At 61.5% G+C, this 21,270-nt stretch carries 20 protein-coding genes and 2 tRNA genes; 2 read left to right on the top strand and 20 right to left on the bottom strand.

From position 1 onward, the window contains the following. Window positions 1-39: 39 nt before the first annotated feature. The 13 genes from hycI to AAA138_RS05535 all read right to left on the bottom strand — a co-directional run bounded on the left by hycI (window position 40) and on the right by AAA138_RS05535 (window position 14,570). Window positions 40-543: a hydrogenase maturation peptidase HycI gene (gene hycI, locus AAA138_RS05595; RefSeq protein WP_117584085.1), complete on the bottom strand. Its 504-nt coding sequence runs from the start codon at window positions 541-543 to the stop codon at window positions 40-42. Continuing rightward, entirely contained in the window at window positions 543-1,124 is a 582-nt protein-coding gene (locus AAA138_RS05590; RefSeq protein ID WP_195919718.1) for a formate hydrogenlyase maturation HycH family protein, read from the bottom strand. Before AAA138_RS05590 ends, hycI begins: the two co-directional genes overlap by 1 nt. Continuing rightward, on the bottom strand, window positions 1,125-1,907 hold the full coding sequence (locus AAA138_RS05585) for an NADH-quinone oxidoreductase subunit B family protein (RefSeq protein ID WP_022095195.1): 783 nt from the start codon (window positions 1,905-1,907) through the stop codon (window positions 1,125-1,127). 2 nt (window positions 1,908-1,909) lie between these two features. Further along, window positions 1,910-2,626 (bottom strand): formate hydrogenlyase complex iron-sulfur subunit, encoded by a 717-nt coding sequence (locus tag AAA138_RS05580; protein ID WP_349089909.1) that lies wholly within the window; start codon window positions 2,624-2,626, stop codon window positions 1,910-1,912. A gap of 1 nt (window position 2,627) precedes the next feature. Next, window positions 2,628-4,400 (bottom strand): hydrogenase large subunit, encoded by a 1,773-nt coding sequence (locus AAA138_RS05575; protein ID WP_118094114.1) that lies wholly within the window; start codon window positions 4,398-4,400, stop codon window positions 2,628-2,630. 3 nt (window positions 4,401-4,403) lie between these two features. Beyond that, window positions 4,404-5,963, bottom strand: coding sequence for a hydrogenase 4 subunit F (locus AAA138_RS05570; RefSeq protein ID WP_349089908.1), 1,560 nt, complete (start codon window positions 5,961-5,963; stop codon window positions 4,404-4,406). Window positions 5,964-5,966: 3 nt separating this feature from the next. After that, a complete protein-coding gene (gene hyfE / locus AAA138_RS05565; RefSeq protein ID WP_118237867.1) occupies window positions 5,967-6,620 on the bottom strand; it encodes a hydrogenase 4 membrane subunit in 654 nt (217 codons plus the stop codon). 13 nt (window positions 6,621-6,633) lie between these two features. Continuing rightward, window positions 6,634-8,091, bottom strand: coding sequence for a hydrogenase 4 subunit D (locus AAA138_RS05560; RefSeq protein ID WP_349089907.1), 1,458 nt, complete (start codon window positions 8,089-8,091; stop codon window positions 6,634-6,636). A 15-nt stretch (window positions 8,092-8,106) separates the two neighbouring features. Further along, window positions 8,107-9,033 carry an NADH-quinone oxidoreductase subunit H gene (locus AAA138_RS05555; RefSeq protein ID WP_022095201.1) on the bottom strand — a complete coding sequence of 309 codons (927 nt, stop codon included), beginning with the start codon at window positions 9,031-9,033 and terminating at the stop codon, window positions 8,107-8,109. Between the two features lie 12 nt (window positions 9,034-9,045). Next, window positions 9,046-11,064 carry a hydrogenase 4 subunit B gene (hyfB, locus tag AAA138_RS05550; protein WP_329737914.1) on the bottom strand — a complete coding sequence of 673 codons (2,019 nt, stop codon included), beginning with the start codon at window positions 11,062-11,064 and terminating at the stop codon, window positions 9,046-9,048. Further along, window positions 11,057-11,674, bottom strand: a complete 618-nt coding sequence (locus AAA138_RS05545; protein ID WP_349089906.1) for a 4Fe-4S dicluster domain-containing protein — start codon at window positions 11,672-11,674, stop codon at window positions 11,057-11,059. Before AAA138_RS05545 ends, hyfB begins: the two co-directional genes overlap by 8 nt. Before the next feature lie 78 nt (window positions 11,675-11,752). Continuing rightward, the gene (gene fdhF, locus AAA138_RS05540; protein WP_349089905.1) at window positions 11,753-13,975 is read right to left on the bottom strand and encodes a formate dehydrogenase subunit alpha; all 2,223 of its coding nucleotides are present in this window, start codon (window positions 13,973-13,975) and stop codon (window positions 11,753-11,755) included. Window positions 13,976-14,051: 76 nt separating this feature from the next. After that, the gene (locus tag AAA138_RS05535) at window positions 14,052-14,570 is read right to left on the bottom strand and encodes a 4Fe-4S dicluster domain-containing protein (protein WP_349089903.1); all 519 of its coding nucleotides are present in this window, start codon (window positions 14,568-14,570) and stop codon (window positions 14,052-14,054) included. Between the two features lie 427 nt (window positions 14,571-14,997). Between AAA138_RS05535 and AAA138_RS05530 the strand changes: the two genes are divergently transcribed. Both AAA138_RS05530 and AAA138_RS05525 read left to right on the top strand, forming a co-directional pair. Further along, on the top strand, window positions 14,998-15,321 hold the full coding sequence (locus AAA138_RS05530) for a type II toxin-antitoxin system RelB/DinJ family antitoxin (protein ID WP_349089902.1): 324 nt from the start codon (window positions 14,998-15,000) through the stop codon (window positions 15,319-15,321). After that, window positions 15,314-15,811, top strand: coding sequence for a hypothetical protein (locus tag AAA138_RS05525; RefSeq protein ID WP_349089900.1), 498 nt, complete (start codon window positions 15,314-15,316; stop codon window positions 15,809-15,811). The genes AAA138_RS05530 and AAA138_RS05525 overlap by 8 nt, the downstream gene beginning before the upstream one ends. 141 nt (window positions 15,812-15,952) lie before the next feature. On the opposite strand, the gene AAA138_RS05520 is transcribed toward AAA138_RS05525, so the two are convergent. The 7 genes from AAA138_RS05520 to yedF form a co-directional block, all read right to left on the bottom strand. Then, entirely contained in the window at window positions 15,953-16,954 is a 1,002-nt protein-coding gene (locus tag AAA138_RS05520; RefSeq protein ID WP_349089899.1) for a hypothetical protein, read from the bottom strand. A 548-nt stretch (window positions 16,955-17,502) separates the two neighbouring features. After that, window positions 17,503-17,576: transfer RNA gene (locus AAA138_RS05515), tRNA-Gly, on the bottom strand. A 6-nt stretch (window positions 17,577-17,582) separates the two neighbouring features. Continuing rightward, window positions 17,583-17,659, bottom strand: a tRNA-Pro gene (locus tag AAA138_RS05510). A gap of 91 nt (window positions 17,660-17,750) precedes the next feature. Next, window positions 17,751-19,109 carry a branched-chain amino acid transport system II carrier protein gene (gene brnQ, locus AAA138_RS05505; RefSeq protein ID WP_349089898.1) on the bottom strand — a complete coding sequence of 453 codons (1,359 nt, stop codon included), beginning with the start codon at window positions 19,107-19,109 and terminating at the stop codon, window positions 17,751-17,753. Between the two features lie 68 nt (window positions 19,110-19,177). Further along, entirely contained in the window at window positions 19,178-20,317 is a 1,140-nt protein-coding gene (locus tag AAA138_RS05500) for an aminotransferase class V-fold PLP-dependent enzyme (RefSeq protein WP_349089897.1), read from the bottom strand. Next, window positions 20,314-20,565: a DUF3343 domain-containing protein gene (locus AAA138_RS05495; protein WP_349089895.1), complete on the bottom strand. Its 252-nt coding sequence runs from the start codon at window positions 20,563-20,565 to the stop codon at window positions 20,314-20,316. Before AAA138_RS05495 ends, AAA138_RS05500 begins: the two co-directional genes overlap by 4 nt. A gap of 19 nt (window positions 20,566-20,584) precedes the next feature. Continuing rightward, window positions 20,585-21,211, bottom strand: coding sequence for a sulfurtransferase-like selenium metabolism protein YedF (yedF, locus tag AAA138_RS05490; RefSeq protein ID WP_349089893.1), 627 nt, complete (start codon window positions 21,209-21,211; stop codon window positions 20,585-20,587). Between the last annotated feature and the right edge of the window lie 59 nt (window positions 21,212-21,270).

Here is a 21,270-nt window from a genome sequence, read left to right as displayed (position 1 = left end):
GTCAATCACTTCTTTCCTAATCAGCAGGGACAAGCGCTGCTATAGCTCCTGCCCCAAGCGGACAAAGTGGGAAAAGTCGTTGGCGGCCACGGCGTCGTACACGGCGTCGACGGCGTCAAAGACTTCCGGGGACATGGGGTTGTAGAACTCCGTGTCGCCCGGCTGAATTCCGACGAAGACGATATCATCGCACGATTGCTCAATCTCTTCGATCAGAATCGACAAGGGAAGCGAATGCGTGGTAAACATCGACTTGCGGGCCACATCACGTTTGTCGAGCAAGCGGATGGCGCCGACGGGCAGCGCCATGTCTGCGGCATCAACCAAGACCAGGCGAGGCGGACGCTCACGCTTGACCTCGATGATGTCGTCCTCGGGCGTTTGGCCTCCGTCGATGGTGTACCAACCGGCGATGGGTGCGTCTTCCATCTTTTTGGAGAGCACGGGGCCGGCGGCATCGTCGGCACGCAGCACGCTTCCCGCCGTGAGCACGATACCCGCAAACGGGGCGCCGTTCACACGGCCATCCACAACGCGACCCATTACTGCAACCTTCCCGTCAGATACACGCCCGACACATCGCGCACGCGCTCCACCAAATCGCGGAACTTCATTAAGAACGCGACCTGCTGGGCATGCAGGCCAAAGTCGTCATCGAACACCGAAATGCCGGCCTTGGCAGAACCGCGAAAACCGCGCTCGTCGAGCAACGCATCGCAGGCCTCGAGCAGCGACGGCACCGCCGCCTTGTCGAGCTGGCACTCGCCAAAGGAGCGGATGGCCTCGAACTTGGTCTTGGCCTCCCCCTCCGGCAGCACGTCGACGAGCGAATAGAAGACGTTCACCGGCACCGACAGGCGCGGCTCAAAGCAGTCGAGCACGCCGGTGTGGTGGCCCACGGCGAGCGTGTAGTACAGCACGTCGCAGGCCTCCTGGGGAACGTCTTCCTCGGTCTCCACAAACTTACGCGTGAGCTCGTAGAAGACCACCTGGTCGGGCGCGTGGCCCAGGCAGGGGTCGGCGACGCCCTCGGCGGCCTCGTCGCTTGCGCGCGAGGCATCGCCAAAGGAGCCGCCGAGCATGCCGGGACCCGCAAAGTAACCAGAGCGGTCCGTGAGCTCCATTTAGCGACCTCCGGCCAGCACCAGATCCTGCAGCGCCGAGTACACCTCAACGCGGCGCGGATCGTCCTGCTTATCGATGAGCAGCGCCATGGCACCGCGGATATCGCCCTTGGGCGCGCCCTCGAGCGTATCCATAAACTCATTGGCCAAATCGCGGCCGTAACGGTAGCCGCTCATGGCGCGAGCCTCGCGCTCGATGGCAACGCGCAGCTTGTAAGGCACGCCGGGGTGCAGGATATCGGCCTGCTCGCCGGCGGCCTCCACCGTGGTCTCGGCATGGAGCTTTTGGTCCAGCAGACCGAGCGCCATGGCAAAGCCGTAGATGGTCTGCGCAGGGCTGGGCGGGCAGCCGGGGATGTAGACATCGACCGGCAGAATCTTGTCCGTGCCGCCCCAGACGCAGTAGTTGTCGTAGAAGATGCCGCCGGTGCAGCCGCACGCGCCATAGGACACCACGATCTTGGGATCGGGTGCGGCCTCAAAGGCGCGCAGGGCCGGCATGCGCATGGCACGCGTCACAGCGCCGGTGTACAGCAGCACATCGGCGTGACGGGGCGAGGGCACGACCTTGATGCCAAAGCGCTCGACGTCGAAGACGGGCGTGATGGAACCGAAGATCTCGATCTCGCAGCCGTTGCAGCCGCCGCAGTCAACACGGTAGACATACACCGAGCGCTTGATCTTCTTAAGAAGGGTCGCCTTGGCCTTCTCGATGCTCTCGTCAAGCTCGATCTTGGTCGGGCGGTACTGAAGCCGCTCGGGCAAAAGCGTGGGTTCGGCCATGGTTACTCCTCCTTCGTATCAAAATCCATGATGATGCCCTCGACCGGCGCAGGACCGGCGGGGATCTCGGGCGCATCGGGGTTGAGCTCGCGGTCGATATACTCCGGGTTCACGCCGTGGCCGCCCAGATACTCCATGCCGGGGCCCTGGGGCTCACCGGACGCAAGCGTTTCGTTGGCAGCCATGCCGTGCGCGTTGCCGGTCTTTACGGCCGAGGCGGCACGCAGGGCGTCGAGCTCGCGCTTGCACTCCTGGCACATACCGGCGGTACGGGCGGCCTGCTCGGCCTCCATGCCGCCGGCCTTTTGCAGCAGGCGCTTAGCGTAGTCGATCTCCTTGTGCGGGGCAAACGGCTTGCCGCAACGCGAGCAGTGCTCGAGCGTATAGACGCTCTTGCTGGTGAGGTCGTCCTTGCTCATGACGGCCAGCTCAAACTCCTCGGTGAGCTTGATGGCCTCCATGGGGCAGGCTTCCTCGCAACGGCCGCAGAAGATGCAGCGGCCGTAGTCGATCGACCAGGTGATGGTGTCGGCCGCAAGGTCGGTGTCCATGCGAATGGCATCGGCCGGGCACGCCACGCCGCAGGCACCGCAGGCGATGCAGAGCTCGGCATTGTGCTCGGGCTTGCCGCGCATGTCCTTGTTGGTGGGGAACGGCGCAAACGGGTACTTGACCGTCGCGTCGCCGGCCTTGGCGTTGACCTTCCAAAGCTTCAGCATATTAGAGCGCCTCCTCATCGAGCGGAGCGGCCATGGTGCCCTCGCCCGCAAGAGGCGACTTGTCGCGCCAGACGTTCTCGAACTGCTCCTTGTCGAGCACGTGGTCGCGCTTGGCGGCGACATCGGTCACCGTCACGCGGTCGGTGCAGGAGTAGCACGGGTCGAGCGAGCCGACGATCAGCGCCGCGTCGCCCACGGTGTTGCCGCGGAACATGTAGCGCAGGACCGGCCAGTTGCTGTACGTGGCGGCCTTGGCGCGCCAGCGATAGCACTTCTGGTTATTGCCGAGCATGGCCCAGTGCACGTCCTCGCCGCGCGGCGCCTCGGTGGCACCGATGGCGTACTTGTGCGGGGTGTACTCCCAATCCGTGGTGAGGATGGGGCCCGACGGGCAGTTCTCGAGCATGGTCTCGATCATGTCGATCGAATCGTAGACCTCCTGGATGCGAACGGCGGTACGGCCGAAGGCATCGCAGGTGTCGGCCGTAGCGGCGTGCATCTTTTGAACGTCCGGATCGGCGTAGCCGTCGAAGGGATGGTCAAAGCGCACGTCGCGGGCATAGCCAGAGCCACGCATGAGCGGGCCGACCGGCGAAAAGTCGCGAGCGATCTTACGGTCGAGAATGCCGATGCCGCTCGTGCGCTCAATAAAGTTGGGCGTGGAGAGCAAAACGTCGACGAGCTCCTGGACCTCGGAGCGCAGCTGATGGATGGTCGTGAGCGTGGAGAGCTTCTGCTCGGCCAGGATGTCGCGACGCACGCCACCGATCACATTGAGGCCATAGGTCTTACGGTGGCCGGAGAGTTTCTCGGCCAGGTCCATGGACTTCTCGCGAACGCGGAAGAACTGCTGGAAGCCGGAATCGAAGCCGGTGTAGTGCGATGCGAGGCCAATGTTGAGCAGGTGCGAGTGCAGGCGCTCGACCTCGAGCATGATGGCGCGGATGTACTGCGCGCGCGGCGGGACGTGAATGCCCTGGGCGCGCTCGACAGCCTCGGCGTAGGCCACCGAGTGGGCGCAGCCGCAAATGCCGCAGATACGGTCGGCAAGGAACGTCACGGCATCATAGTTCAGGCGCGTCTCGGCGACCTTCTCCATACCGCGATGCACGTAGAACAGGCGGTAATCGGCATCGACGATCGTCTCGCCCTCCACGAACAGGCGGAAGTGGCCGGGCTCGTCGGAGGTGATGTGCAACGGTCCCATGGGGACGAGCGTGGTCTCCTTGCCCTTGGTATCGGCCAAGAACTCGTAGTTTTCCATGTCACTCGCGGGAGCGGGACGGAAGCGGTAGTCCATGGAGTCCTTGCGCAGCGGGTACAGGCCGCTGGGCCAATCGTCGGGCAGCACCAGGCGACGACGGTCGGGCAGACCCTCGGGGATCAGGCCGAACATGTCGCGAAGCTCGCGCTCGCCCCACACGCAGGCGGGGACGAACGGCGTCACGGACGGGAACGTCATCTTGGCGGGGTCGACCTCGGTGCGCACGGTAACCCAGCCGGGGTCCTCCCCCTCCATGGAGATGACGTAGTACACGGCGTAACGGCCGCACAGGGAGCGCTCGTCGTTGCCGACAATCACGGGAATCCAGCCGTAGCGCTCGTAATACAGGTAGTGGACGGCCTCGGGCAGCTTGTCCTGCTTGACGGTAATCGTCAGCTGGTCCTCGCATTGCCACTCGACCTTCTCGATGCAGCCCGGAACGGCGCGGCGCAGAGCCTCGACATGGCTCTCGCAGCGACGGGCATACACCTTGTTCTCAGTTTCAATCATTCGTTACTCCACCTCGCTCTGAGCGGTCTCGGTACCGAACACAGCGCGGTACATCGGCGTCGCGTGAAGTTCCTCGGTGCTCTGCTCGAGCACGATGCCGGTCGCGGTCTCCACACCGTGCACGAGAGGCAGCGGGGTGGCGATGCCAAACCACAAGATCATGACGGCCAGGATGATTTCGGGGATAAGCATGAGCGCCGGGGCCTCATGCTTGCCCATACCCTGGGGTGCATGGCCGAATACCGACTTGAGTGCGATGCGGGTGAGCGCGGAGATGGCCACGGTAAGACCGAGGGCGACCACGACGACCAGCCACATGGGACCGGCGGTAACACCGGCGACAAAAGTCAGGAACTCGGAGATAAACATGCCAAAGGGCGGGAAGGCACCAAGGCCGAGCAGCGCCAGGACGGCGAGCGCGGCGGTTGCGGGGGCAACCTCGACGACGCCCTGGATCTTGGCCAGGCTACGCGTGCCAAAAGCGTGCTGGATGTTGCCGGACACGCAGAAGGCAAGCGTCTTGGTAAAGCCGTGGAACACGCAGTGCAGCAGGGCCGCGGCGATACCCAGTGGGCCACCGATACCCAGGCACAGGGCGATAACGCCCACGTTCTCCACAGACGAGTACGCAAAGCGGCGCTTGAGGTCGTCCTGGCGAAACATCGAAAGTGCAGCCACCAAAATGGACAGCGTGCCGACGATTAACAGCAAAAGCTGCGGATACTCGGCGCCCACGGCCTGGATAGTAAAGCCGTAGAAGCGCATGATCACAAGCATGGCGCACTTAAGCAGCACGCCCGAGAGCAGGGCCGAGACGGGGCTCGGGGCCTGGGAGTGGGCATCGGGCAGCCAAGTGTGCATGGGGAACAGGCCGGCCTTGGTGCCAAAGCCGATCACGATAAACGCAAAGGCGAGGCGCATGAGCGTCGGGTCGAACTGGTCGGCATACGGCAGCACGCACGACAGGAATGCGGCCTCGTGGGCGTTGGGAATCACGTCGGCGGCGTTGGCGTAGATCAGCAGCGTACCGAACAGGCCAAAGGCCACGCCGGCGGTGCAGACCATCGCATACTTCCAAGAAGCCTCGAGGGCCGTCTTGTTCTTGTAGATACCCACGAGGAACACGGTGGAAAGCGTGGTTGCCTCCACGGCGGCCCACGTGAGGATCATGTTGTTGGACAGGCACGCGAGCAGCATGGTGAACACAAACAGGCTAAACAGCGCAAAATACTGCTTGGCGCGCTCGGCGGGCATGGAGCCCTCCTCGATATCGGCCTTTACATAGGGCAGCGAGAACAGCCCCGTAAGAAAACCGATAAAGCCGATGAGCAGCACAAAGATGGCGCCCAGCGAATCGAGGTGGAACCACAGGCCAAGAGCGCTCGCGGTTTCGCCGCTCATAAGGACGTCGCCGGCCGTCACAATCGACAGCACCAAGACGGCTGCGACGGAGACCAGGTTGAGACCGGCAAACACGTTATAGGACGTGTTCTTGGGCAAAAACGCCATGACTAGCGAGAACACCAGAGGAGTCGCGAGCAGGGCGAGAATCAACGTTTCCATGGACTACCCCCTCAGCTCGGACAGGTCGCGCGCATCGAGCGAGTGGGAGTCGTCCCAAATGCGACGCACGACGATGGACATGATGATGACGGCAAAGATGGCGTCGGTGGCGATACCGATCTCGATGATCTCGGGAGCGGTGGGCGCCAAAAGCGCGAGCGTCACGTGGCTGCCGTTTTCCATAAGGCAGTATCCAAAGATCTGCTTCATGATGTTGCGCTGCGAGATAATGCAGGTGAGGCCCACAAAGAAGTGAGCGAAGCTAATAGCGAGTGCAGGCGTTGCGACCTCGGCCGTGGGCAGGCTGATCTGCGTCACGACGGCAAAGCAGATCGCGACCTCCACAGCGATGATGCAAATGGCCCACGCAGGCTTAAGGCCGGCCTTGAGCGATGCGTCGCTCGGCTCACCCATCTTCTTGTATGCGCGGTTGAGGATATAAGGGACCAGGACAACCTTAGTGATAAAGGCAGATCCAGCCCACATGAGCAGTTCCTGCGCACCGGTGGTGACACCGAGCGTGGCGAGCAGTCCCACGAGCACCAGCGACTGCACCGCATACCAGTGGATGGAATGTTTGATGTTCTTTGAGACGACCACCATGGTGGACGTGACGATCAGAAGGCCGCCAAGGATGTTGACGATCGAATAACCCATGTCGTTCTACCTCCTAACCGATCCAGCTGGCCGAAAGCGGGCCGCTGACGATAACCATGATGATGAGCACGATGAACACGAACGCCATCGCGCGGGGAAGCGGGGCACCCGCAGCGACCTCTTCACTCGGCTTGCCGGGCAGGCAATAGCCCATCCACTTGAGGAACCAGGCAAAGGTGGCGACGGTCTCGGCGACCATGATGCACACGAGCACCAGGATCGCGACGTTGCCGGCACCCACAGAAAAGCCGCCGGCGATGATCTGGAACTTCGAGAAGAACGTGTTCATGGGCGGCACGCCGGCAATGGCGAGTGCCGCGACACCAAAGCCCACGCCCGAGATCGGGTACTTCTTTACGATGCCGCGAAGCTTGGGCAGCATACGCGTACCGAGGGTAAAGGAGAACGAACCGGCGATCAGGAAGAACAGCGTCTTGGCGAAAGCATGGTTAAAGATGTGGCACACAGCGCCATCAAAGGCCAGCTGGCTGCCAAAGACCGAAAGGCCCAGACCAAAGAACACATAGGAGAGCTGGGCGATCGTGGAGAAGGCCAGCAGACGCTTCATATCCTTTTGCGGCAGGTACATAAGGAAACCAAAGAGCATGGTGACCATGGCGTCGATAATGGCAACCCAGCCCACGATCTCGGGAATCTCGCCGGCAGAGACGAGTGCGCGCGCGAACACGCACACGCCGACCTTGACCATCGAGGCACCATGCAGGTAGGCCGAAACAGGCGTCGGCGCCTCCATGGCCGAAGGCAGCCACATATACATGGGGACCTGTGCGGACTTGGCCCAGGCCGCAAACAGCACGAGCAAAAGGACGATAGCCTTGAGCTTGGCGTCGAGGCCGGCAATCGCGGTGATGGCGAAGGTACCGGTGTGGGCAAACACGATAGCGGCGCCCAGATACAGGCCGAGCGCACCGATATGCGTAATGATCAGGGCCTTCATGCCGGCCTTCTTGGCCGTAGGCGACATGTAGTAGCTAATGAGGCCCCAAGAGCACGCACCCGTGATCTCAAAGAACACGAGCTGGCCCAAAAGGGTCGAGCTGTACACAAGGCCGGCCATGGCGCCGATGAAGGTCGCGAGGTACGCGTAGAAGCGACGACGCGGTGCGTCGGGATGCTCACGGTTATTCTCGCTCATATAGGGAATCGAATAGATCACGACAAGCAAGCCGATACCCACAAAGGCGGGCGCGAGCAGCGTGCTCATGCGATCGAAGGTGAATCCCATAACGAGGGTCTGCCCAAACGAGACCAGGGGGACCTGCGTGTCGGGCATGCCGGCGCCAGCGAAATTCGCGGCGAGGGCGATGGTGCAGACCGTCGAGGCGGCGGCACCCAAAACGCTGAACCACTTGGCGTACGGACGGGGGAACAGGGCGACGAGCACCGAGGCCACCATCGGGGCCGCGATAGCGACCAAGCCGAGAAGGGACAGACTGACTGCAAATGACATTGTTTCTCCCTTCTCCTACACGCCGACGACCACGAAGACAAACGCCAGAACGGCGATGCCCACGACGGCCCAGGTCTGATTGCCGAGCACCTTAAAGCGCGAACGCGAGCAGGAGTTCTCGATCACGCCGCAGACGACAAAGTCGATCAGGCACTTCACCAGGAAGATGACTGCACCCAGAACAGCGGCGGCGCCCACGGTCGCGGGCTCGCCCCAGGGGACGAAGATTGCGCAGAACCAAGCGACGACCAGAACCTGCTTCATGGACATGGCGAGCTTGGCCATCGCAAGCGACGGGCCGGAAAGCTCGGCGAGCGGACCTTCCTGGAGCTCTTGCTCGGCCTCGGCCTGGTCAAACGGCAGCTTGCCGAGTTCCATGTAGCAGGCGATCGCAAAGGCGATGCCGGCGAGGATCACGGCGACCGGCGCATCGATGGCGCCCGTCATGATGTGCTGACCCATGGTGGCGATGTCGGTGGAACCGCACACCAGGGCGGCGGCAAACAGCGCCAGCAGCATGGACGGCTCGATGAGCACGCTCATGAGCAGCTCACGGACGCCGCCGATACCGGCGTAGGCGTTGGATGAATCCACACCGCAGAGGGCGAAGAAGAAGCGGGCGAGCGCCAGGCTGTACATGATGGTGATGGCGTCACCAAAGACCGGGATGGGGCTTTGTGCCGTAAAGAGCGGCAGACCCATCGCGAGCATAAAGGCGACGGCGAAGAACAGCGGTGGCATAATGCGCAGCGCAAAGCTCGCGTCCTCGCTCTGGGACTCGGGGCGCGCAAAGAGCTTGGCCAGGTCGCGATAGTCCTGCATGATGCTGGGGCCGCGACGGTTGTGCATCTTGGCGCGGATCACGCGGCCGAGACCGGAGAAGAACGGCGCGACGGCCATAACGACCACGCCCTGCAGAACGGCAAGTACGATGTTGTTCATGCTCTCCCCTCCTTAACCCATTTGCACGGCGAGCACGAGGAACACCACGAGTGCCGCGACGATGTAGCAGATATAGATGCTGTAGTTGCCGCCTTCGAGCTTAGTCGCGAGGTCGGCGAGCTTCTCGACACCCTTATGCGGGGCATCGACGAGAACCTTGTCGGGTACGGGCTCCACAGCCTCGGCCACACCAGTGAGCTTCTGGAAGAAGTGCGCGATGGACCAGCAGACGGCCGTGCAGCGGTCGCGCAGCGTGTAGAGCGGCTGCATAAACCAGGACACCTCGGAGGCAAAGGTCGTGGCCACGACGGGCATATGCTCGTTGGGAGCATAACCGCATGCCCACGGCTGGGACTTCTGCACCTTGCCGACGGTCTTGAGCTTGCGATAACCGCAGGCAAGGCCGACGAGCGCCACGAGCGCAATGGCGATCGCGGGCGTGGAGGTGGCAGCGCCGGAGTACTGGTTCATGAGCTCCATGCCCTCGGCGGCAAACACGCCACCGTACGGATGCAGCACGGACGCGGCGACATCGACCAGCACGGGCGCGATCACGGGAGCGCCAATGCCCAGCACGACGCAGACGGCCGCGAGCAGGCCCTGTGCAAACACCATGGGGGCAGGAACCTCCTTGGCATTGGCCGCGGCCTCGGAGCGGGGCGCGGAGGCAAAGGAGACGCCATAGGCCTTGACGAAGCACGTGACGGCCAGTGCGCCGGTAATTGCGAGCGCGACGGCAGCGAACACGGCCACGATCATGACGGCCTTGTCGCCCTGCATGGCAGCGTTAAACAGCGACTGGTAGGTAAACCACTCGGACACAAATCCGTTGAAGGGCGGGATGGCCGAGATGGCAAGCGCGCCAATAAGGAAGCAGATGGCCGTTGCCGGCATACGACGGAACAGGCCGCCCATCTTCTCCATATTGCGCGTACCCGTGGAGTACAGCAGCGCACCGGCGCCCAAGAACAGCTCGCCCTTAAACATCGCGTGGTTAAACGTGTGGTAGAGGGCGGCCATCAGAGCCAGGACGGCGATGCCGACAGAGTTGAGCGCCATGGCGGCCATGGAAGCGCCGACGCCGAGCAGAATGATGCCGATGTTCTCGACAGAGTGATAGGCCAGCAGGCGCTTGATGTCATGCTCCTGCAGGGCGAAGGCCACGCCGAGGACCGACGAGATCGCACCGAAGACCATGACCATAAGGCCCCACCAGACCTGAACGCCCGAGGCGGAGAGCAGGTCGAGACCAACCTTGAGGATGCCGAAGATACCGATCTTGATCATGCCGCCGGACATGAGGGCAGACACGTTGGACGGCGCCTCGGGATGTGCCTTGGGCAGCCAGCCGTGCAGCGGGATGATACCGGCCTTGGCGCCAAAGCCAAAGAAGGCGAGCACGAAGCACACGGATGCGACCGCGGGGCTAAACTGCGTGGCGCGGAAATCCGCAAAGGCAAACGAGCCACCGGCGAAGTTGGTCATGGTGAGGAAGCTCGCCATGATGAGCACAAAGCCCACATGCGCGATCACAAAGTAGAGCCAACCGCCGTGGATGGAGTTCTCGTTCTCCTCGATCACGACCAGGAAGTACGAGGTCAGCGACATGAGCTCAAAGGCGACCAAGAACCAAAACACGTTGTCGGCGGTGATGACGAGCATCATGGACGCCACGAAGGTGTTAAAGAAGAAGCCGGCGCGGCCCTTTTTGCCCGGGTACTCATCAAAGTAGTTGAGACCGTAGATCGAACCGGAAAACGCGAGCACCGAGATGAGCGCCACGAACAGACCGGACAGCTGATTGAGCAGCAGCTGGAAATGGGCAAACGGGAAGAACACGATGGTGTCGACCGACGTGACATCGCCCAGCACGGCCTGGATACCAGCCACAAACGAAAGCACCGCGGCGACGGCGCCGATCAGGCAGCCGGCGGTCTTGGCGGCGTTATCGGCCTTAATCAGCAGAACCGAGGCGAGCGCACCGATGCACGAGACGGCAAGCGATGCGATAAACAGCGTCATGCTATCCATTGTTTACGCTCCCTTCTGCTTTCTCGGACAGACCCTGGGCCACAGCGGTAACGTCGACGGACGGACCGTTTTCGATCGAGCGCAGGCGCTTGGCCTCGTCGAGCTCGCGATCGGCCGCGCCGCCCATGACGGTCAGCGCCTTGGTGGGGCACGCCGCCACACAATGCGGGCCGTCCGGATCGAAGGCGCACAGGTCGCACTTGACAGCGCAGTTGTACTGACCAGGAGCCCACGTAAGCAGGCTGCTCAGGGACTTAGGATACGAAGGCGTCGGGTCGCACATGCCTGCGACACCGGCGATAGACGTGCCATCGGGATGGATGGCTCCGAAGGGGCACGCGATGGCGCACAGCCTGCACCCGATGCACTCCTGCTCCTTGACGTGGATGCGATCGCCATCGTGCTCGATGGCATTCACCGGGCAAACCTCGGCGCAGGGGGCACCCTCGCAATGGTGGCAGGCAAGGGCGGCCGAAATACCGCCGGTCTTCACGAGCGCCAGGCGCGGCGTATCCTGAAGACCCTGCATCCGGTGGGCGTCGGCACAGGCGGACTGGCATGTTCCGCAGCCGATGCACCTCTCCGGGTTGATGTCGATGAAGCGGTTCATCCCCACTTCCTTTCAAAATAACGGGCCGGGCTCCCGAACGTACGGGACGCCCGGCCCAAAAAGCCAACGAGAACGGGACTACACGATTTGATTCATGTGCGTCTCGTCGTCGAACTTGGCGGCGCCGGGCTCAACGTCCTGGGGAGCGGCGGCGTCCACCAGAGCCTGCTTGAGCTCGGTGTACTGACGCTCGACCTCGCCCTCTGCCCAGACCTGGTCGGCAATGGCGTCGACCTGGCAGGCGGAGAACTTGTCCTCGGGCGTATGCGAGACCGGGTCGACCTTGTGAATGGTCAGCTCGTTGCACTTGCCGATCCACCACTGGTAGGTCATATAGACCGTGCCCTTGTTGATACGGTCGCTCACGTCGGCGCGGCTGTATACCTGGCCGCGGCGGCTGTGGATCGAGACGATGTCGCCGTTCTTGATGCCGCGCGCCTGGGCGTCCGCGGGATTCATGCGGACAAAGCCGGGCTCGTCGGCGAGCAGCGCCAACGTCTTGCAGTTGCCGGTCATCGAACGGCAGCTGTAGTGGCCGACCTCGCGGACGGTGCAAAGGATGAGCGGGTACTCATCGTCGGGAAGCTCGGAGGGCGCCTCCCAGTCGTGCGCCATCAGGTTGGCACGACCGTCCTTGGTAGTGAACTTGCCGCCCGCGAACATGTCGGGGGTGCCATGGTCGTTCACATCGGTGCTCTTGACGGGCCACTGTGCGTAGCCGCCCTCGGGAGCCATCTTCTCGTAGGTTGCGCCCACAAAGTTGGGGCACAGGCTAATGCACTCGTTCCAGATCTGCTCTGTGTTGTCGTAGTGCATGGGGTAGCCCATGCGCGTGGACAGGTCGGCAAAGATCTCCCAGTCGTGACGGCACTCGCCCTTGGGCGGAACAGCCGCGTCAAAGTGCTGGAAGCTACGGTCGGATGCGGTAAAGACACCCTCGTGCTCGCCCCAAGAGGTGGCAGGCAGGATGACGTCGGCGAGCATGGTCGTCTGCGTCATAAAGATGTCCTGGCAAATGAACAGATCCAGCTCGGAGAGCGTCTTACGCATACCGGCCGAATCGGGCTCGGTCTGCACCGGGTCCTCGCCGTAGTTGTAGAAGCAGTGCACCTTGCCCTCGTCGACCAGGTGACCCAGGTCGGTGAGCTTGTAGCCCTCCTCGAGAGGCAGCTTCTCCTCGGGCACGCCCCAGGCCTTGGCGAACTTGGCGCGCGCGGCCGGGTCGGTGACCTTTTGATAGCCAGGGTACAGGTTGGGCAGCATGCCCATATCGCAGGAGCCCTGGACGTTGTTCTGGCCACGCACGGGCGCGAGGCCGGAGTTGGGTTTGCCGATCTGGCCGGCAACGCAGGCGATGGAGGCGATGGTGTGCACCGTCTTCAGGTTCTGCTTCTGCTGGCATACGCCCATGCCCCAGCCAATGATGGCGGAAGGCTTCGCCGTGGCGTACATCTCGGCAGCTTGGTGGATCAACGCGGGCTCGACACCCGTGATGTCCTGTACGGATTCGGGAGTGTAGTTCTTGATGGTCTCCCACCACTCGTCAAAGCCGTTCGTGTGCTCGGCGACGAATTCCTTGTCGTAGAGGCCATCGTTGACCAAGCAGTTGGCAAAGGCGTTGAGGAACGCGACGTTGCAACCGTTCTTGATCGGAAGGTAGAGATCGGCGATACGCGCGGTTTCGATATGGCGCGGGTCGGCGACGATGATCTTGCAACCCTTTTCTTTGGCTCGCACGATACGCCTTGCGACGATGGGGTGCGAATCGGCAGGGTTATAGCCGAAGAGGAAAATGCAGCCCGCATCCTCCATACCGGGGATGGAGCATGACATGCAACCTGAACCAACCGTGTCCATCAGACCGAGGACAGTAGGGCCGTGTCAAGTACGGGCGCAGTTGTCTACGCTGTGGGTGCCGATGCACGCACGCGTAAACTTCTGCATGACGTAGTTCGCCTCATTGCCGCCGCCTCGCGAAGAGCCGGTGGTCATGACAGCGTTAGGACCATATTCGTCAATTATAGCCTGCATCTTAGATGCGGTGAAATCCAGCGCCTCGTCCCAGCTTACGCGCTCAAGATCCGCGCCCTTAGTGCGGCGGATCATCGGGTGCAGTACGCGAGGAGTCAAGATCTTGGTGTCGTTGATGAAGTCGTAGCCGCTCATGCCCTTAAGGCACAGCTCGCCCTGATTGGTGATGCCGTTGAGCGGTTCGGTACCCACGACCTGGCCGTTTTGGACCAGGAGGTTAAACTGGCAACCGGCGCCGCAGTACGGGCAGATCACTTTATGCTTCTCCATGACACCCTCCTTCCTTTCTCTGCTACCGAGTAATCGGTACGTATATGACAATCGTTGGGCTTGTATGGCCGCCCGTCTACGCCTCGTTTTCGATGGTGGCGCGGGCACGCTCGGCAGTCAGTTCTGCCAGGCGCTCCTCGTCTACCAGGGTGAGGCCCTTGGTCGGGCACGCCTCGGCACACGCCGGACCGCCGGGACGGTCCACGCACAGGTCGCACTTGAGCACGAAGCTCTTAGTCTGCGAACCCACGCGCACGTCGCCCATCAAGACGGGGACCTGCGTGGTCGCCACGCTCACGGCGCCAAAGGGGCATGCCATGACGCAGCTCTTGCAGCCGATGCAGTTGTCCTCGTTGACGCCGATGCGATGGTTCTTTGGATCAAAGAACAAGGCGCCCGTGGGGCAGGCCTTGGCGCACGGAGCGTCCTCGCAGTGGTGACATGCCACCGGCGCGGAAATCTCGTAGGTGCGCGTTACGCGCAAGCGAGGTGCGGCGATGTTGCCGTGAATATCGTGTGCCTCGATGCACGCCGCCATACAGGTTTGGCACCCAATGCAGCGTGAAGAATCAGCCACGACTCGTTTATTGCCCATGTTGTTCACTCCCTCCTGAATCCCATGCCGGAGAGACCCTGCCGACGTTGCTCCGGACCGCCCGTGGTCCGGCATCGGCGTATCGAGTGCATGCGGCGAAACAGGCACTTCGATAGAATTCCTCCAACGATATACAGGTTAAATATACGCAGTTGCAGGGGGCAAACTTGAGCATAGGCCCTGCAATACGGGTGTATTGCAGGGGTTTTGGCAGGTTGGAATTATTCTCTAGAAGCTATAAAGGTGAGTGTATTACATGCGTACGCCTCAGAGATTTTTACGCGCTCTCATTTTAGATGTACTACGCTTGTATTCAAGTTAATGGTTATTTACTTGAGCGAAATAGAGTAATCGTTATAAGATGCTCAAGTATCGGCACATGCCGCATTTGACCGACTATACTGCACGCTCATTAAGGGGGCCAGTGATGTCATCGACTCAAAAACGAGCCATCCTGCAGGTGCGCATTCGCGAGGAAGACAAGCAGCATGCCGAACATCTCTACGACGCCATGGGCACATCGCTCGCCGAGGCCGTCCGTCTATTTGTCGCGCAGAGCATTTTGATGCGCAAGCTTCCCTTTCAACCGGTCGCCGTGCGCTCAAAGGACGGCACAGCCGCCTATGGATTGCTCAAAGCATATGGGGACCCCAATCGCCGCTCCGAGGAGCGCAATGCCTGGATTGAGTACCTTGCTACAGAAAGCGACGATTCGATTTTGGGTCCCGAGGAAGTAGATATCCATGAGTAGCACCATCATCGACGAGACCGTCATACTACGTTACTTGCTTGACGACGACGAAGTTCTGTCACCGCGCGCCGCCAAGGTCATCGCCACGCGCACCGCTCGTGTCTACCCCGAAATCATCACGCGCGTCGTGGTCACGCTGCGCGACGTCTATAAGGTTCCCCGCGTTGAGATTGCTGCGGCCATGAAAAGGCTGCTCGATGACGTCATGGTCGACGAGCCCACCGTTGTCGCCCTTGCCGTCAAACTCTTTGGCAAGACCCATATGGACTTTACCGACTGCCTCCTCGCAGCCCGAACCGCCATATACAACGATGATGTCGTGAGCTTTGGCAAGCCCATCATCCAAGGCATGATCGATTACCGCCGCCAGCGCCAAACAGTTGCCGACGCCCGCGACCGCACCGCCGAAGCCCGCAGCCGAAGCACCGACGCCCGCAGTCACAGCACCGACGCCACCATCGACAAGCTCCGCCACCAACCCCGCCACTAACCGACAGGCAACGGCATCGCCCGCCCCTCAGCCCCATCCCCTCCTAAGTTGCGGTGAAATACGGACTGTTTCATGCCTTTAAAGGCCTCGATAGTCCGTATTTCACCGCAACTTATTGAAGGTTGGCTGCGAACGATTTCTCTATCGGGAGTCGGCGTAGGGTTTTGTTGTCGGAATACCGTAACCGCGCATCATGGCACCGAACGATTCTACTTCGTAGGTGTCCGAGAGTTTGAAATGAATGACGTTGTGGCCCATGGCGCGAAGGTTCGCATCGCGCATGAGGGCCGCTCGATAGGTTTTTGCCGCCGCTTGCTCCGGATCATTTTGAGCTTCGTCTTCAAACTTACCCAGCCCATGCAGCTCTGCCAGCGTCCATGAGCCGTCTGGCATCTGCCAGCCATAATCTGCTAGATAATAACCAGCGTTTCCCGGTCGCGTTATCTCAACTTGAAGCTCAGGCGCGGCAACCCCAGCAAGAATCATTGCTGCTCTCGCCTCGGACTCGCCGCCATTGTCTGACCTGCCGTCCATATGCTCAAAAACGTCAAAAGCACGCGCGATGCCATGCAACCCTCGGCAATTTGCCTGCGCATATACTCGCAGCTCTTCACGTTCGACATCGTACTCGCGGGCCAAGCCATCGACATAGCCCAGCGCATAGCGAAAGGCGCTCGTTCGGGCGATATCAACAACCGTTCGATACGGATCCGTCAGCGTAAACAGACCGAGCCGCCACACTTCGCCCGCCCGCCAGCGCTTATATTCAACGAACTCATACGTATCACGCCTTGTAGACCGCGGCAGCAGCACTTGCACTTTATCCAGAAGCGTGTACGCCGAGCCGATGCCGTAGAGCAGCGCTGCCGTCGATCCGCAAAACACAGCATCAGGTTCAACGACCGCAATAGCGGATGCCAGCTGAAAGATGCGATCTTCAACCCCAAGATTATTCCAATAGACCGGATCCGCATACACGTGGTTGTAAAGACGAAGCATAAGCTCTTCCTGCATAAGCTCGCGCGCACGGCGTTCTTCCCAAGGATCAATTGTTATAAGCAGCTGTCCATCTTGATGAATTCCAAGGGCCGAGAATAGCATCCTTGCATATGACTGCGGAAAATGTTTGCCTTTATCGAGCATGGCCAACCCCATAACCATCACGGCGGAGAAAATACCATTACGCTATCGCATGCTTCCGTCCGCAGGCCTTGCCAAAAGCTGACCAAAAGCTTGACGTCGCAGGTCAGAGCTTCAAAAAATATTTCCATTCTCGGTAGACGGTCGCTACGACCCTCCCAACGGCATCAAAATCCAACCTTACAAATAGTTGCGGTGAAATACGGACTACATGGGCCATAAAAGCCGGAAAACAGTCCATATTTCACCGCAACTTAGGTGGGATGCGAGGCGGCATCGATTCCCGTCACCCCGTACACTTACGAAAATGGCTCTGGTCCCAAAAGGAACCAGAGCCATTCGTCTATCTTATGGAGCGGGCGACGGGAAGTCCAAGGGTTTGCTTCGCAAACCCTTGTTTCGCTGCGGGCCATTGGCCCTTGCGTGCTGCGCTGGAAAATGCTCACGCATTTTCTCAGCTTCGCACCCTGCCGGGTTCGATTCCCGTCGCCCGGCACGTTTACGAAAACGGCTCTGATCCCAAAGGGAATCAGAGCCGTTAAGCTATCTTGTGGAGCGGGCGACGGGAATCGAACCCGCGTCATCAGCTTGGAAGGCTGGGGTTCTACCATTGAACTACGCCCGCAAGATATGGTCGGGACGACAGGATTTGAACCTGCGACATCCTGCTCCCAAAGCAGGCGCGCTACCAAACTGCGCCACGTCCCGAAGGTGTTGAGCAGCTAAGGTCTAAACCTTGCGTGTCCCAAAGCGTAGGAAATTATAGGGGAGACTTCCCGCCTGTGCAAGCGACGATACCCTAGCTCCTCGAATGTGCGACAAACCGGCTATGAAGCAGACCGATCACAAACGCCACCACGGCGACTGGTGCCCACGCAGCACCGATATCTGCCAGCGGCAACGCATCGAACGGCAGCCACGCACCAGTAAAGAACGCGTCGCGGACCGAGGTGATCACGCTCTGCACCGCGACCACGCCGCCGACCCAAACCCAAACCTGCGGATGCGCGTCGCAAAAGCCGTGCATCAGGCCCATAAGCACCAGCACAATGGCAACGGGATACAGGGCATTGAGCATAGGCACCGAGAACATAAGGATCACGTCGAGGCCCACGTTGGAGAGCACGCACGAAAACGCCGCGAACACAAAGGCAAGCATCGCAAAGGGGCGGCGCATGGCCTCCTCGGAAGCCTCCGCTCCCCCTTCAACCACATACGTCTCGCAGAAGTACCGCGAGCAGCAGCTAATAAGACCGATGCACACGTTCATGCAGGCGAGGAAAAAGATCGCAAAGACCACGACCGTGCCGACAAGGCCAAAGTGCATGGAGGCAGAGCGGGCAAGGATGGCGGCGCCATTGGTGGCATCGGGCATAACCGTGCCGAGCTGCATGCCGGCAAGCGCCAGGCCACAGTAGATGATGGCCATGAGCACGCCGGCGATCACACCGGAGCGCGAGATCTCAAAGGCCACGCGCTTATCGTCGGTAACGCCCAGCTCATGGATGGTCTCAGCGATGATGATGCCAAAGGCGAGCGACGCGAGCAGGTCCATGGTCTGATAGCCAGTCAAAAAGCCCTGCACGGCGGCGCCGGCATTGTAGGGGGCCTGTGGCGCGGCAGCGGGACCCAGCGGCGACACCACGGCGGCACCCACGACCAGCACGATGAGCGCAATGAGCGCGGGGCCCGTAATGCGGCCGAGCACGCGTGTGATAACACCCGGGCGCAGCGTGAGCACAAACGCGACGACGAAGAACCCGATGGCAAACACCAGACGTGCCGTGCCGAGCGAAACACCCTCGGGCAGCAGCGGCACCAGCATTTCGAACGCCGTAGAGCTTGTGCGAGGAATGGCCAGGCACGGGCCGATGGCCAGATAGACCGCCGCAACGAAGAATTCGCCAAACTTGGGATGCACGCGGCCGGCAAGCTCGCGCGCCGTTCCGGCAAGCGCCACGGCGATAAAGCCCATGACGGGCAGGCCGATGGCGGCGATGAGAAAGCCGAGCATGGCGACCGGCGTGGCAGAACCTGCCTGCAGCGCCAGCAGTGGCGGAATAATGAGGTTGCCGGCGCCAAAGAGCATCGAGAATAGGGCGATGCCGACGGTGACGACATGGTCGGAGCGCAGACCGCGCGGCGCGGATGAGGCCATAGACACACCTTTCGGGTCGAAACAAAAACGGGACGGGCAAAAACACCCATCCCGCAAGTATATACGCTCTAGCAGGCTAAATCGCGCAAAGCGTCGATCGCGGTGTCGACTTCCTCGTCCGTGTTGAAATACCCAAACGAGAAGCGAACGACACCCTGACGCTCGGTCCCCAGCGCACGGTGCATGAGCGGAGCGCAATGGGCGCCGGGGCGCGTCGCAATCCCCCACCCTTGCATGAGTGCATCCGAGATCTCGGCCGAATCGATATCGCCCACGTTGAGCGACACGATCGCAGAGCGCGTCGGCTGGTCAAAGGCACCATAGAGCTTAATCCCCGGAATCTCGCGCACACCGGCAAGGAAGCGATCCGCCAGTGCTCGCTCGTGTGCCGCAATCGCCTCGACTCCACCCTGGGCCTCGATAAAGTCGAGACCCGCGGAAAGTCCCGCGATGCCGTGACCGTTGAGCGTGCCCGCCTCCAGGCGCGTGGGCCACTCAAGCGGCTGCAGTGCATCGAAGCTGTGCACGCCCGTGCCGCCCATGGCCCAGGGCGCCACGTCGACACCCTCCGCCACGGCCAGACCGCCGGTGCCCTGCGGGCCCATCAGCCCCTTGTGGCCGGTAAAGCACACGACGTCGAGCCCCATGGCCTGCATATCGATATGCGCCGTGCCGGCAGACTGCGAGGCATCGACGATCACGAGCGCACCGGCCGCATGGGCCATGGCAGCTACGCGTGCAATGTCGACAGCGTTGCCGGTCACATTGGAGGCGTGCGTCACCACCACAGCACGCGTGCCCGGCGTGACCAGCTGCTCGAGCTCGTCGTAGTCGAGCACGCCGCTCGCATCGCAACCCGCATGCTCAACCGTCACACCCTGCTCTGCCGCCAGGCGGTTGAGCGGACGTAGCACCGAGTTGTGCTCAAGCACCGTCGAGACCACGCGGTCGCCGGGGCGCACCACCCCGTTGATGGCGGTGTTGAGCGCCGCCGTGGAGTTGGGCGTAAAACACACATGGTCCGCCCTCGGGCAACCAAAAAGGCGCGCAAGCTTGGCACGGCAGCCGTGAACGGTGCGGGCCGCGTCGAGCGCACCCGACGTTGCACCGCGTCCGGCATTGCCGAGCGAGCACATCGCCTGCACCACGGCATCGATGACCGTCTTCGGCTTGTGCATGGTCGTCGCCGCGTTATCCAGGTAGATCATCGCACGACCTCCCACATATCAATCACGGTGAAGCCCTCGGTGGGGACGCCTGCCGCGGCGAGTTCGCCGCGCAGCAGCTCCCCATCGACAGGCAACGCTTTCCACGCCAGACCGCAGCCGGCAGCGACCTCCCCGGGAACGGGAATCGTTCGCCCGGGAAGGCCGCGCTCGATGCACAGGGACTCGCACCCCATGGCGGCCGCCGTGGTAGGAAACGTGATGACAAGCGCCGGGCGCTTCTCCCTCATGGCAACTCCAACCAATACGCTACGGGCGCACGACGCGCACGGCCTGCTCCATCTTCTCCACGATCACGTACATGTTGGTGACCTCGCCCACGGCAAGCTGGTCCTTAATGCCATAGTGGTCGAGGCAGGTGCCACAGGTAAGAATCTCGACGCCCTGCTCGGCCAGTCCCTTAAGGTCGTCGAGCACCGGAGAGCCCTCGACGGTGAGCTTGGCGCCGCCGTTGTAGAACAGCATAGTCGCGGGCAGCTCCTCCTGCTGCGTCACGGCAAAGATGAAAGCCTTCATGAGCTTGTGGCCCAGCTCGTCGTCGCCACGGCCCATGCAATCGGTGTAGACGGAAATGACGAGTTTGCCCTTGCCGGCGCTGGTATCGCAGAAGGCAGCGCCATCCTGCTCGGGATCGGCAACGGCAACGGCGCTAGAGGTCGCCACGGTCACGTGCCACTCGGCGTCAGAAACCTTCTCGACCGAGGCCGTGCAGCCCTTCTCCTGCGCCATCTTGGAGATGTTCTTGACGGCGGTCTCGTTGTCGACCGAGGTCACGACGGCGCCCTCGCCATCGAGCTGTTTCAGGGCTTTGAGCGTCTTGACGACGGGCAGCGGGCAGGCATCGCCCATGGCATTGACTTCAATCTTGGTAGACATAGCAAATTCCTTTCGAAAGAACCGTTCTAGAGAACGGCAAACAGTTACATAAACGTGCG

Source organism: Collinsella sp. CLA-JM-H32B (genome assembly GCF_040098065.1).
Classification (GTDB): Bacteria; Actinomycetota; Coriobacteriia; order Coriobacteriales; family Coriobacteriaceae; genus Collinsella.
This window is presented reverse-complemented; position numbering and strand designations above follow the sequence as displayed.

Coding starts and splice junctions, on each gene's coding strand:
- hycI (WP_117584085.1), bottom strand. CDS start 543: ATGGGTCGCGTTGTGGATGGCCGTGTGAACGGCGCCCCGTTTGCGGGT.
- AAA138_RS05590 (WP_195919718.1), bottom strand. CDS start 1,124: ATGGAGCTCACGGACCGCTCTGGTTACTTTGCGGGTCCCGGCATGCTC.
- AAA138_RS05585 (WP_022095195.1), bottom strand. CDS start 1,907: ATGGCCGAACCCACGCTTTTGCCCGAGCGGCTTCAGTACCGCCCGACC.
- AAA138_RS05580 (WP_349089909.1), bottom strand. CDS start 2,626: ATGCTGAAGCTTTGGAAGGTCAACGCCAAGGCCGGCGACGCGACGGTC.
- AAA138_RS05575 (WP_118094114.1), bottom strand. CDS start 4,400: ATGATTGAAACTGAGAACAAGGTGTATGCCCGTCGCTGCGAGAGCCAT.
- AAA138_RS05570 (WP_349089908.1), bottom strand. CDS start 5,963: ATGGAAACGTTGATTCTCGCCCTGCTCGCGACTCCTCTGGTGTTCTCG.
- hyfE (WP_118237867.1), bottom strand. CDS start 6,620: ATGGGTTATTCGATCGTCAACATCCTTGGCGGCCTTCTGATCGTCACG.
- AAA138_RS05560 (WP_349089907.1), bottom strand. CDS start 8,091: ATGTCATTTGCAGTCAGTCTGTCCCTTCTCGGCTTGGTCGCTATCGCG.
- AAA138_RS05555 (WP_022095201.1), bottom strand. CDS start 9,033: ATGAACAACATCGTACTTGCCGTTCTGCAGGGCGTGGTCGTTATGGCC.
- hyfB (WP_329737914.1), bottom strand. CDS start 11,064: ATGGATAGCATGACGCTGTTTATCGCATCGCTTGCCGTCTCGTGCATC.
- AAA138_RS05545 (WP_349089906.1), bottom strand. CDS start 11,674: ATGAACCGCTTCATCGACATCAACCCGGAGAGGTGCATCGGCTGCGGA.
- AAA138_RS05535 (WP_349089903.1), bottom strand. CDS start 14,570: ATGGGCAATAAACGAGTCGTGGCTGATTCTTCACGCTGCATTGGGTGC.
- AAA138_RS05530 (WP_349089902.1), top strand. CDS start 14,998: ATGTCATCGACTCAAAAACGAGCCATCCTGCAGGTGCGCATTCGCGAG.
- AAA138_RS05525 (WP_349089900.1), top strand. CDS start 15,314: ATGAGTAGCACCATCATCGACGAGACCGTCATACTACGTTACTTGCTT.
- AAA138_RS05520 (WP_349089899.1), bottom strand. CDS start 16,954: ATGCTCGATAAAGGCAAACATTTTCCGCAGTCATATGCAAGGATGCTA.
- brnQ (WP_349089898.1), bottom strand. CDS start 19,109: ATGGCCTCATCCGCGCCGCGCGGTCTGCGCTCCGACCATGTCGTCACC.
- AAA138_RS05500 (WP_349089897.1), bottom strand. CDS start 20,317: ATGATCTACCTGGATAACGCGGCGACGACCATGCACAAGCCGAAGACG.
- AAA138_RS05495 (WP_349089895.1), bottom strand. CDS start 20,565: ATGAGGGAGAAGCGCCCGGCGCTTGTCATCACGTTTCCTACCACGGCG.
- yedF (WP_349089893.1), bottom strand. CDS start 21,211: ATGTCTACCAAGATTGAAGTCAATGCCATGGGCGATGCCTGCCCGCTG.